Genomic DNA, 9986 nt, shown 5'->3' with positions numbered 1-9986 from the left:
ATGGATCTTTTTATTGGAGAGACTCAGTCTGCATTGGACTTGGAGCTTGATGGAACTATAGGTGCATTTTCTGTTTCCAATAAAGAAAGCAATCATAAGTCAATAGAGGTTAAGTATCTGTTGACTCATGTTAGTTTGGATGAATTCTCATCTAAAGATCAGCGTCTCCTTGATCAGCTATCTCCTGTTAGGGAGGTTTTCAAGCTTGATGAGTTGGATTTTGATGAAATCATGCAGCGCGATATTGACGACGCAAGGGTTTCTTTAGAGCTTATTCCTTATTTGTTAGAAGATAGAAACTCGGGGCTTATTAAATTATTCCCTCCTATTGTTGCTGTCGTTCTGCCGTTGGAGCCTTTGAGCAAAAGGCCAGCTAAAAATTATCCAAAAGTAAATACTACAAGTCAGCCACTTTCCTCTTCTCAGTCGGATGTTCAAAAAGATGTCATGATGTGTGGGGAAAGTGGTCTAGAAGTCTTCAGCTTTGAGCAGCTTTCTAAAAAAATCAACGATTTAAAGCTGACGGCGCAAAGCTTCGTATATCGACACAAAACTCTGCGCTCGCAATTGTTGATGGCCAGCATCGAGCAATGGCTTTGCTTGCCCTGTATCGAAATTTAAAAGGTGCTTGGGGGCAGGCTGAAAGGCAGCCCTATAAGCACTACTACGAAGTATGGCCAGAGTCTGTAATCAAGAAGTTTGATACTCGTTCAATCCAGCTTCCAGTAATGCTCTGCACATTCCCCGATCTCGATGAGAACAATCAGGGTGATATAGATGTTGTACGCGCCGCGCGCCGAATTTTTTTGACGTTAAACAAAAATGCTAGAAAGGTATCTGATTCACGTAATAAATTACTTGATGATCAGGACTTGGCATCAGAGTGTCTTCGCGAAACGTTATCAATTATCAAGTGTGCGGATACTCGCTCATCTTCATCGCTAAGAATTTATAATGTTGAGCTGGATCAGCGGGATCGTTCTACAATATCTAACCCGTTGGCTATAACAAGTGTTGCGCATCTTTACTACATCTGTGAAAGAGTGCTTTTCTTCTCCGACAGGCTCACTGGTATACAAAAGAATTTAATACGTATGGGCGCGAGAAAAGATGCGTCTACAGCTATTGAACGCTTGCAACTAAAAGATATTCTATCGCAGCAAGAGCAGCAGGAAACTAAGCGAGATAATTATTCTGATAAGGTAAGCATCGCCTTCAAAGATAGCTGGCGTAAAATATTTGCACCTATTGTTAATGTTCTGCTAAGTGAACTTCATCCGTTTAAGTCACATGAGATCGCGGTTCTTGAGCAGTCTACATGGCTTGACAGGCAGGCAGGTTCAGCTGCCCTTAAATCTATGTTATTTGATGGGCAGGGTACATCCCGTACATTCGAGGATTTCGAATCAAACCTTTCTCAGAAGATAAAAGATGATCCCTCTGATTGGGACGCTCCTGAGATCGAGGCTACTCGGAACACGATTGATGCATTGAACGAGCAGCGTAAGAGTGTCATTAAGACTCTTAAAGATAAGCGCTCAGTAATTTTTTATGATGGCCTCAGAGGAGGGGAGTTCAAAGCTCTTCTCAAGAGCAATCCCTCTCAGTTGCAATTGCAGAAATTAACTGATGAGTTGATCGAAAGGGTTTTTTCTACTGTTGCTTTTCAAGCTGCCCTTGTTATGACGTTTATTGACTCTACTGAGGCCGCTGTAGAGGGTGGCTCCGTAGAGTCGCAGGATAATTTATTCAATGAGTATGTCGGGCAGTTGAATAAATTTTTTACTCCAATAAAGGATGCTGATGTAACGCGGCTTGCTGACGTGTTTATGGGGAAATTAATTCTCCAAGATGGTGTGTTGACTTTGGCCCCAACTAACACCAGTTTTAGGGACATCGTTCATCCAGGATTGGAAATGCAGCCTGATGAGTGGCCTCGATACCGTTATTTGATTTTGGAGATCTGGCGGCCGGCAGATAAAATTTTGGCTGAAAAACTGTCTTCTGAGCGAGAGCTTCTTAGAGCTCAAATCCAAGAGCTTCAATACAGAAGACTTGAGGAGCAACGGTTGAAAGAGCTTAATGTCGTTGAGTTGCCGGAGGAGGAGAAAATTAAGGTCAGGAGTTCGTCGGCCAGCCGATGTGATGAGTGGTTTTCACGCTTTGCGAAGTGAAGCCATTTGATGTAATTGCTAGAGCTTTTATATCGGACCACAGCCAAGTAGAAGTGCTTGGCGGTGGTCCGACGCTGTGACTTTCTCTTCTGAACGCAATCCGCGTTTACTAGCCTCTAAAGCTTTTTTAATCTGGTGATGCTATTGCGAGGGAGGTAACCCGCACTGGTTACGCCATTCATTGATCTGATCGTAAATGATCATGGCTTCCTCACCATTCTCCTGACGGAAGGCAGCTATCTTTTGGTCGTAACAGGCTTCGCCGGTAAGGCCATTTGATGCAGGGGCGGCTTCAGCTACGCGTCCGTCGTACTGTGGGCCTATACCCATGCGATAGGCAACAATCTGCCCAGCGCTGTCGCGATCCAGGTAATAGCCGCGTTGGACGTAATAGCTGCCGTCTGGTGCCGTACCAGTGGCTTCACCATATTGCCCCATATGCACCACGGCACAGACACCGCCGCTGCATTGTACTCGCGCCAGTACCGTGGCGCGGCCGACATATGGGCGGCCGTCCTTATCAACGAAGTTGAACATGCGGTACTCGTGTAGCGGAACGTTCTCGCCGCAGCGTGGAGTTACGATCGCTGGAATAGTGGACGCATCTTTGATCACACCATCACACATATACACATCTTGCGGGGCGGCCCAGGCACTCATAGCCAGGGCCATGGTAGCTGCTGCTACCAAGTATTTAGCTTTCATTGCTGAGCTCCATTTAGGTGTTTTTTTAGGCGGCTACTTTTTGTATTTCACGACGATCCGGTTATCGATGGGGTACTTAGCGATTTCGTAATCAGGGTTGAAGGTGGCCAGGTTGTGGGCGGCGATGCCCGCTGCTGACGCCAGGCCAATCACGCCAGTAATCCCACCGAAGAAGCTGCCACCTGCTGCGGCAACTCGACCGTAGGTGTAGATGCGGCACTTCATGCCGCTGGATTCGATCTTGTTTTCGACGGTGGTCACGGCGCTGCCGAGTCTTCCGCTGAGGCCAACCACTTCGAAGGACTCTTTGCTGCGAATGAGTGCTGTCACGGCTTCGGTATTGAGGTCTTCGTACTGGATCTTCTGCATGGTGATTCCTTTCGGTAGGCATTGCTGGGGGTAGAGCTGGCTTGTAGGGCAGCTTGCTTCTTGAAATGGGTCGTAAATACCGTGGTCGTTAAGGCAGCATAACGAAACGATTGGCGGCATGCCAAGAGTCTCCGTAAACCAAGATAAAGACCAAAGCCTGGTTCGCCTGGGTGCCGCTGTGCGTGCTCGTCGTAAGCAGATGAACTATTCCCAAGAGACGTTGGCTGATGCTGCGGAGATTGATCGATCCCATATGGGTAAGATTGAACGGGGGGAGCGCAATGTGACCTTCCTGAACATTGCGCGCATTGCGAGGGCTCTAGAGTGCAAGCCTTCAGACTTGCTTGTTGATGCGGGGCTGTAGGGCCCCGCCTACTTTGCTTTCATTTGAAATGGTGTCGAAGCGCGCGGGTGAAAACCCAGCAGGATAAGACCAGAGCTATGAGTAGCAAGGGAAAGCGCAGCAGCAGAACGCTGACCAGCACTACGGCGCTGGTGCCTACCAGAACTCCAATGAAGATGAACAGGCAGGCCAAGCAGCGCAGCAGGATCATGGCTGTGCTACCCGTGCCTCCAGTTGATCCGCCAGTGATGGACGGGCTGCTGGGTTAACATTAGGTGCCGTGCGTTCCGACTCCCCGGCAGGAAAGAACTCTTCAACAATGGCACCGCTGTCTTCCTCTTTGTCTTCAAACGCCCCATTGCTGAGCCCCTGCCGTGCCGCTGTGTCCAGTGCTACCTGATCGAACCCCGCTGATTGACGGGATTCATCCAGTTGCCGAGCAGCCAGTAATGCCTCCTCCATCGTGATGCCGCTGCGCACGGTGATGTCGGCATAGAAGATTGGCGTGCTATGACTCTGTCGAGTCGACTTTCCCCGAAGGCGCAGCTCCAGCGGCAGGCAAGCCAGCCGATTACCGGAGATGGCTTGAAAGTAATGCAGGCGTGCCGCCAGGGTGCGGATGCTGTTGAAGCCTGTGGTGCGAAATACAAAGCTACCCAGCAGATCCTCGTCACCGATCACCACATTGAGACGACCATAGGGCTTGCAGGCACCGCCTTTAGCCAACGTGCAGCCATCCGGCGAAGGGCAGGGCAGCGATTGAATGCCTTCTGCAGTCTGACGCTTGCAGGTTTCACCGTTACCGACACAGATCGGCCGTCCCGTCTGACGATCGAACAAGCTGTACTCAGCCCGGAAATTCAGATCGGGTTCATTGAACAGCAGACGAACCGGAATACTGCGCAGCTTCTCTTCTGGCGTTTTACGCAGCTCGTCATTCAGCGGATGCAGCAGCCAGCCGTCTCGGCCTTGTACCTGAGAGGTGATGGTGAATTGGTCGTCCTTCTCCGGCAGACGTTTGCCGTTCTTCTCAATGACCTTGCCGATGGAAATACGCCCCAGCGCAGGTGGGGTTATTGCCAGACCTTTGAGCATGATGGTTCTCCTCAAAATGAAGTCGCCCAGAACCTTGCGGGCACGCGAACGCGCCCAGCAGGTTGGGTATGGAAAAAGAATTGAGTGAGCTGACGACAGCTCGTCATGTGGGCTTGCGAGGGGGATTGCGCTTCAGCTCAGGCTAGAGCTGATTGAGAGACGGGCCACTTGAAGTCAGGCGGCCGGAAAGGGAGCAGCAATCACTCTGTGACTTTGTTTGCCTGATCCGCCTGGATGCGCTGATAGACCTCTTCGCGGTGGACGGCAACGTTTTTGGGTGCTTCGATACCGATCCTGACCTGATTGCCGTTGATGGCCAAAACGGTGACGGTAATGTCGTCACCGATGCACAGGGTTCCGCCAGTGTTGCGGGTAAGTATGAGCATGACATTCGTCCTTGGTAGTGAGTTGATATTCGCCGTATGCAGGCGTGGATTATTCGATGGTGCCAACCAGTACGAAGTTGCACAAGGCAGCCGGGGGGTTAGGTGATCAGGAAGCGACGGCTGCCTTCCTTGATCATGGTGTAACGGCCTTGCAGGTAAGGCTTATCTTTTAGCAGCGTGGCCACATCCAGCGCAGTGCTGTCCTTAGCCTTCTTCCATGTGATCTGGCCGTTGGCAAACTTCGCCTTGCTGGCCTCGCCCATGGCTTGCTGCAGCGTCTGCTTGAGTTGAGCCTCGCGCTTTTCGTGCTGGGCGATGTTCTGTCGAACCGCCTTGAGTTCCACATAGGCCACAGACAGCGCCGGGTTGTGGCTGAAGTCCACTACCTTGCCGCTGTCCTCGGGGTAGAGGCAACGCAGTGCTTGATCAGCCGAGTCCGAGCCATCCGCAGGCGGTGGCGTATCGGTGATCACGTATTGCCAGAAGCGCCGCTCCAACTCGATCAGCCGCGCAATCATCTGCTCGTCCCGCTCAATGCGGTGTATCTCCAGATGCTGGCCGCCGATCAGTACAGCCACATCTGCCGCCTGCTTGCCGGTCACGGCTAGCTGGTGCATGACCTGCAACTGCACATATTCCGGCACGCTCTCTTTCCAGAGGCGCGCGCCGTTTATGCCGCATGTCTTGCACTCCAACAGCTGCACGTCATCTGCACCGATCACCTCACGATCGATGTTGGCCAGCATCCACGATAGGCCAGGATCTGGGTGCTGCAGTACGGCATTGATCCGACGTACACGTTTGCCGGTGCGCTTGCTGTAGTGCTGCGCAACGATGGGCTCAAGGATGTTGCCCCAGTACGCCGGGCTCTCCTCATCCTGCGGGTCGATCTTGGGTAACGAGCCATCCCTGCCGGTTTTCTCCATCCACAGTTCCAACTGCGATTTGTAGGGGTTAAGCCCAACAGCTGCAGCGGCATCCGAGCTGCCAATGCCGAGTTTACGTACGTCCAGCCATTCCTCGCGAGGCATGGCCTTGGTGGTAACCAGGCGCAGCGCCGGGCGGGATTTCTGCGTGGTATTGCGGGTGAGTTGAGTCGCCATGATCTATTTCTTCCAGAAAAGAAAACGCCCGACCAGCAAAGGGCTGAGCGGGCGTCATTAGGGGAGTGGATTGCGGGGTTAAGCGACCATGCGTAATGCTGTATCAAGTGCGCGTTGCTTGATCTGTGCTCCTTGGCCGAACCAAGCCGAGTCCATGCGGTACTCGGTGCTGCGAGCGCGGCGCTCGTGGTCGACGTACTCGGTGACCGCATTGAGCAGCCCCCAGGCGGTACCGTTGGCCGATTCCAACGTGGCACCCCGGCCCTGACCTTCGTACAGACTCTGCACCTTGCGCAGGGCGCGTTCGTTGGGCAGTACTTCGGGTAGCTGGCTGTTCGGACTGGTGTCGCACAGCACGTTCATGAAGAAGCCAAGCGCCTCATGCCACTGCACTTTGCGCTCAGCCAGCGCGCACATGCGGTACATAAAGTCGTCCCATTGCGAGACCGCGATACCGAGCTGCTTCTTCACCGCCTGCGGATCGAAGCGGGTGTTGTGCGGCACCTTGATGGCGCGGGTAGTGCCGTCCAGGGCAATGGTCAGCGTGTTGTTGCAGACCACGCGGACTGTGGTTGGTGTTGCCGTGGTGGCCAGGGTGCCGTCGCACGAGGTGGCCAGCAGCAGGTAGCCATTGACCTGGTCATTGCCTTTGAGCGCGGTGGACTGATCTGTACGCGCAAGCGCCCAGAACTTACGACCACCTTTCAGTACGCCAGCGGTTTCCAACTCGTAGCCAGAGACCTCGGTGAGATCACGATAGAACTCCAGCACCTCGCGCGGCTGCACGACCTGGTAGCGCTGGGAAACCACCGACAGCGGAGCCTTGGAGTCGGAGCGGAAGAGCACCTTCTGCTCAGGGAAAGAGTGGATCGCACCAAGGTGGCCAACGGCATCCGACTTGAAGTGAACCGGACTTTCTTGGATCTGCCAGTTCATGCCGGCTTCGTGTTGCCAGACTTCGATGGGTTGCTTCTGCGAGAGACGGCTGCCCAGACCGTGCCAGGGCGTTGTGCCAACGTAAGCCATTTGTTCGATTTGATGAGCCATGAGTGATTCCTTTTCGAGCGAGCAGGCATAAACGCTGCGCGACTGCGCAGCTAGCTATGAGGGTTTGAAAAAAGGTAGATAAGGCCTGATCAGGCCGGGACGTAGCGCTGGTTGAAACGATGACCGCAGTCGATACAAAGGTTGTTGGCGAGGAAGTAGCGGTCGAGTCTTTCACCTAGCTGTGCGCCAAGGGCGCAGCCGCCAAAACCTCCCGCCAAACCACCCAGTACCGCGCCCGAAATCGCGCCGAGCGTAGAACCTACCGGGCCAGCGACTAGCCCGGCCGAAGCACCGAGCTGAACGCCCGCCAATGCGCCGCTAATACCGCGAGCGGCACCGCCGACAGTGCCGATTGTGGCACCGACTTTCATGGCCGTTCGAAGTGAAGCGATCCGCCTAGAAAGGCAACAAGGACACTGCAATGACATGGTTTGAGCTCCATGGTGGGTAGGTTCACCGCAGTAATATGTGGCTGATGTTTTTTGGGATCAGGTCAGCGGTGGGCGGGAGGGAGCTGATGACCCCGACGAATCGCCTATTCAGTGATGGGGCGTAAAGAAGAAGGCTGCTATTCCTGCTACCAGTAGCAGGAATAGCAGCCTTCTTCGTTTGAATACCAGGCAGCAGGTGGTCATAGATTCCCCTCTCACTGTCATGCCCTCGGGTACTGCATTAAGTCTATCAACCCAGTTGAATCGCCCTTGGAGTAAAAAATCCACACCAAGCAGCCTCCTACTTGCGCAAATCCTGCTGCCCTAGTGTTGGCCCTGCGTTACTGAGGCCAAGAGGGCAAAAAGATGAGTGAAAAGCAAAGTGATGAGGTGGTCGTCCGCGTCCTGCGCCTGAAACAGGTGCAGGAGCGTCTTGGGTTAGGGCGCTCGACCATATATGACCGCTTAAATAAGCGTTCTCCCAGGTTCGATAGCACCTTTCCAAAGCCAATCCGGCTGAGCAACTCACCGGCTGGTCGCGGAGGGCGCGTCGGCTGGTTGGAGTCAGCTATCTGCCGTTGGATTGAAGAGTGTGCGGCCGCTGGCCGAGCTGTACCTTCGCCTGTAGAGGGAGGAATGCCGCAATGAGCTACACATCTAGCCGCGATCTACCTGAGCTTCCACGGCAGGGGCTGTTTCCTGTGCTCTCCGCGCATTGTCAACGATTGAACGCTGCGATCAATCAAGTGGAGGACAACATCCAGGCACCGAAGCCCCTCATCCTGATGTCGGCACTTTCTGCTATCGCCGTTTCGGCGCAGTGGATTGCTGATGTGCAAAAGCCGACAGAGCAGGTCGTTCCGATCTCTCTAATGCTGTGCGTGATAGCCAACTCCGGAGAAAGAAAGACGACCGTAGAGAATGTGTTCATGAAGGCGATCCGCAATTATCAAAATGAGCAGGAACGTATCTACCAAGTTGCGCTGGAGGAGTGGCAAGTGCTGCATGCCGCATGGGAGGCCAGAAGACAGGCCATTTTGAGCGTGATCAAGAAGAAAGCGGTCTCAGGGGTCTGTATGGCGGAGGACGAGCAGCTCTTGCTGGAGCTAGAGCGCAAGAGGCCTGCCAGGCCGAAGAAACCGCAGTTCGTGTATGACGAAACTACCCGCGAGGCTTTGTATTACGGACTGCACAAGAACATCCCGACGGCAGGGATAATCCAAGGTGAAGGTGGGCTGATAACCAAAGGGCGCGCATTCGCGGATCGAGAACGGATGTCGGCGATGTGGAGCGGCTCGCCAATCTCGGTGGAGCGTAAGTCGGCCGAGAGCTTCAGAATTGAGAACCCACGCCTCACGGTATCGATGATGCTGCAGGAAAGTGCTATGCACGAGTACATGAAGCGTGATGGGGAGCAGGCACGAGGTACTGGCCTGTTGGCCCGGTTTCTGACGTGCTACCCCGCATCCACTCAGGGAGCACGTTTCCTGCGCAATGGCACGCAGTCATGGGAACATTGCGACAAGTTTGCGGAGCGTGTGACAGAACTGCTTAAACAGAATACCCAGATATTCCTGGGTGAGCGTGATCGGATCGTGATTCAGTGTGATCCGGAGGCGAGAGCGTGGTGGCTTTGGGTCTTTAATTCTATCGAGGAGCAGATTTCTCCGGGTGGACGATTCGACAAGGCTGGCGATCATGCCTCAAAGCTGCCCGAGAATATTCTCCGTGTAGCGGCTTTGCTACATATCTTTGAGGGGTTTGAAGGACATATCTCGCTGGCGACGCTCAAGGCGGCTGCCAGTATCTGTTTCTACTGTTCAGATGAATTCATGCGGCTCTTTGTTCCACGGCCCCAGGAGCAGGTGGACGCTGATAAGTTATTCACTTGGCTACAGGGTTTTCGGAGCAAGGGGTACCGCTACATACCCAAGAATTATGCACTCCAACGGTTAGGTAGCATAAAGAAGGTCGAGCGACTTGATCTGGCTCTAAATGTGTTGCTTGGGAAGGGAGTAATTGCACCACATATTCATGGCCGAAAGGAATTGATTGATATGCAGCCGCATCTGCCGGTAGACCCGATTTCCGCACAATTTGCCGCTCAGGCACGCGGGGCAATGTAATAGTTAGGACGTTAACTTTTCTACTTGATTAATATTGCCTGTGACGAAAATCCCCGTTTGTTGCGGGGGTTTTATTTTGCTAGCTCTGTTGTTGGTCTTGGAGTATTTGATATTAGTAGTTAGAGTTAATAGTGGTGTTGATGTCAAGTCATTCTCCTGTTGAGTCGTCACGGCTCAATAGCAAGTCTAAGTGTGAGTTGTTCTTTG

General features: G+C 53.1%; 13 protein-coding genes. 5 read left to right on the top strand and 8 right to left on the bottom strand.

All coding sequences use genetic code 11. The features are described 5' to 3' along the window. Both OU997_RS04240 and OU997_RS04235 read left to right on the top strand, forming a co-directional pair. Entirely contained in the window at positions 1-621 is a 621-nt protein-coding gene (locus tag OU997_RS04240) for a hypothetical protein (protein WP_267809187.1), read from the top strand. Continuing rightward, entirely contained in the window at positions 591-2174 is a 1584-nt protein-coding gene (locus OU997_RS04235; RefSeq protein WP_324288926.1) for a hypothetical protein, read from the top strand. Before OU997_RS04240 ends, OU997_RS04235 begins: the two co-directional genes overlap by 31 nt. A 141-nt stretch (positions 2175-2315) precedes the next feature. On the opposite strand, the gene OU997_RS04230 is transcribed toward OU997_RS04235, so the two are convergent. Both OU997_RS04230 and OU997_RS04225 read right to left on the bottom strand, forming a co-directional pair. Beyond that, a complete protein-coding gene (locus OU997_RS04230) occupies positions 2316-2879 on the bottom strand; it encodes a hypothetical protein (protein ID WP_267809185.1) in 564 nt (187 codons plus the stop codon). Between the two features lie 33 nt (positions 2880-2912). After that, the gene (locus tag OU997_RS04225; RefSeq protein WP_267809183.1) at positions 2913-3248 is read right to left on the bottom strand and encodes a hypothetical protein; all 336 of its coding nucleotides are present in this window, start codon (positions 3246-3248) and stop codon (positions 2913-2915) included. 118 nt (positions 3249-3366) lie between these two features. On the opposite strand from OU997_RS04225, the gene OU997_RS04220 reads away from it, so the two are divergent. Beyond that, entirely contained in the window at positions 3367-3612 is a 246-nt protein-coding gene (locus tag OU997_RS04220; protein ID WP_267809181.1) for a helix-turn-helix domain-containing protein, read from the top strand. 19 nt (positions 3613-3631) lie between these two features. On the opposite strand, the gene OU997_RS04215 is transcribed toward OU997_RS04220, so the two are convergent. The 6 genes from OU997_RS04215 to OU997_RS04190 all read right to left on the bottom strand — a co-directional run bounded on the left by OU997_RS04215 (position 3632) and on the right by OU997_RS04190 (position 7593). Continuing rightward, entirely contained in the window at positions 3632-3802 is a 171-nt protein-coding gene (locus OU997_RS04215) for a hypothetical protein (protein ID WP_267809179.1), read from the bottom strand. Beyond that, complete coding sequence (locus OU997_RS04210; RefSeq protein WP_267809177.1) at positions 3799-4686, bottom strand: hydrolase or metal-binding protein; 888 nt, start codon at positions 4684-4686, stop codon at positions 3799-3801. Before OU997_RS04210 ends, OU997_RS04215 begins: the two co-directional genes overlap by 4 nt. A gap of 200 nt (positions 4687-4886) precedes the next feature. Next, positions 4887-5072, bottom strand: a complete 186-nt coding sequence (csrA, locus tag OU997_RS04205; RefSeq protein ID WP_267809175.1) for a carbon storage regulator CsrA — start codon at positions 5070-5072, stop codon at positions 4887-4889. Positions 5073-5170: 98 nt separating this feature from the next. Beyond that, entirely contained in the window at positions 5171-6178 is a 1008-nt protein-coding gene (locus tag OU997_RS04200) for a YqaJ viral recombinase family protein (protein ID WP_267809855.1), read from the bottom strand. Between the two features lie 75 nt (positions 6179-6253). After that, complete coding sequence (locus tag OU997_RS04195; RefSeq protein ID WP_267809173.1) at positions 6254-7222, bottom strand: DUF932 domain-containing protein; 969 nt, start codon at positions 7220-7222, stop codon at positions 6254-6256. 89 nt (positions 7223-7311) lie between these two features. Continuing rightward, on the bottom strand, positions 7312-7593 hold the full coding sequence (locus OU997_RS04190) for a hypothetical protein (RefSeq protein ID WP_267809170.1): 282 nt from the start codon (positions 7591-7593) through the stop codon (positions 7312-7314). A gap of 426 nt (positions 7594-8019) precedes the next feature. Between OU997_RS04190 and OU997_RS04185 the strand changes: the two genes are divergently transcribed. Together OU997_RS04185 and OU997_RS04180 are read left to right on the top strand one after the other, a co-directional pair. Further along, positions 8020-8301 carry a helix-turn-helix transcriptional regulator gene (locus OU997_RS04185; RefSeq protein WP_267809168.1) on the top strand — a complete coding sequence of 94 codons (282 nt, stop codon included), beginning with the start codon at positions 8020-8022 and terminating at the stop codon, positions 8299-8301. Continuing rightward, positions 8298-9779 (top strand): YfjI family protein, encoded by a 1482-nt coding sequence (locus tag OU997_RS04180; protein WP_267809166.1) that lies wholly within the window; start codon positions 8298-8300, stop codon positions 9777-9779. Before OU997_RS04185 ends, OU997_RS04180 begins: the two co-directional genes overlap by 4 nt. The last annotated feature ends 207 nt before the right edge of the window (positions 9780-9986 follow it).

The sequence above is a fragment of the Pseudomonas sp. SL4(2022) genome (assembly GCF_026625725.1).
Taxonomy (GTDB): Bacteria; Pseudomonadota; Gammaproteobacteria; order Pseudomonadales; family Pseudomonadaceae; genus Aquipseudomonas.
The sequence above is the reverse complement of the archived record's forward strand: the minus strand, read 5'-3'. Positions and strand labels throughout refer to the sequence as shown.

Excerpts from the sequence above, each read along its gene's own strand:
- OU997_RS04220 (WP_267809181.1), top strand. The coding sequence starts at position 3,367 with ATGCCAAGAGTCTCCGTAAACCAAGATAAAGACCAAAGCCTGGTTCGC.
- OU997_RS04215 (WP_267809179.1), bottom strand. The coding sequence starts at position 3,802 with ATGATCCTGCTGCGCTGCTTGGCCTGCCTGTTCATCTTCATTGGAGTT.
- OU997_RS04235 (WP_324288926.1), top strand. The coding sequence starts at position 591 with ATGGCTTTGCTTGCCCTGTATCGAAATTTAAAAGGTGCTTGGGGGCAG.
- OU997_RS04225 (WP_267809183.1), bottom strand. The coding sequence starts at position 3,248 with ATGCAGAAGATCCAGTACGAAGACCTCAATACCGAAGCCGTGACAGCA.
- OU997_RS04185 (WP_267809168.1), top strand. The coding sequence starts at position 8,020 with ATGAGTGAAAAGCAAAGTGATGAGGTGGTCGTCCGCGTCCTGCGCCTG.
- OU997_RS04195 (WP_267809173.1), bottom strand. The coding sequence starts at position 7,222 with ATGGCTCATCAAATCGAACAAATGGCTTACGTTGGCACAACGCCCTGG.
- OU997_RS04210 (WP_267809177.1), bottom strand. The coding sequence starts at position 4,686 with ATGCTCAAAGGTCTGGCAATAACCCCACCTGCGCTGGGGCGTATTTCC.
- OU997_RS04180 (WP_267809166.1), top strand. The coding sequence starts at position 8,298 with ATGAGCTACACATCTAGCCGCGATCTACCTGAGCTTCCACGGCAGGGG.
- OU997_RS04190 (WP_267809170.1), bottom strand. The coding sequence starts at position 7,593 with ATGAAAGTCGGTGCCACAATCGGCACTGTCGGCGGTGCCGCTCGCGGT.
- csrA (WP_267809175.1), bottom strand. The coding sequence starts at position 5,072 with ATGCTCATACTTACCCGCAACACTGGCGGAACCCTGTGCATCGGTGAC.
- OU997_RS04240 (WP_267809187.1), top strand. The coding sequence starts at position 1 with ATGGATCTTTTTATTGGAGAGACTCAGTCTGCATTGGACTTGGAGCTT.
- OU997_RS04230 (WP_267809185.1), bottom strand. The coding sequence starts at position 2,879 with ATGAAAGCTAAATACTTGGTAGCAGCAGCTACCATGGCCCTGGCTATG.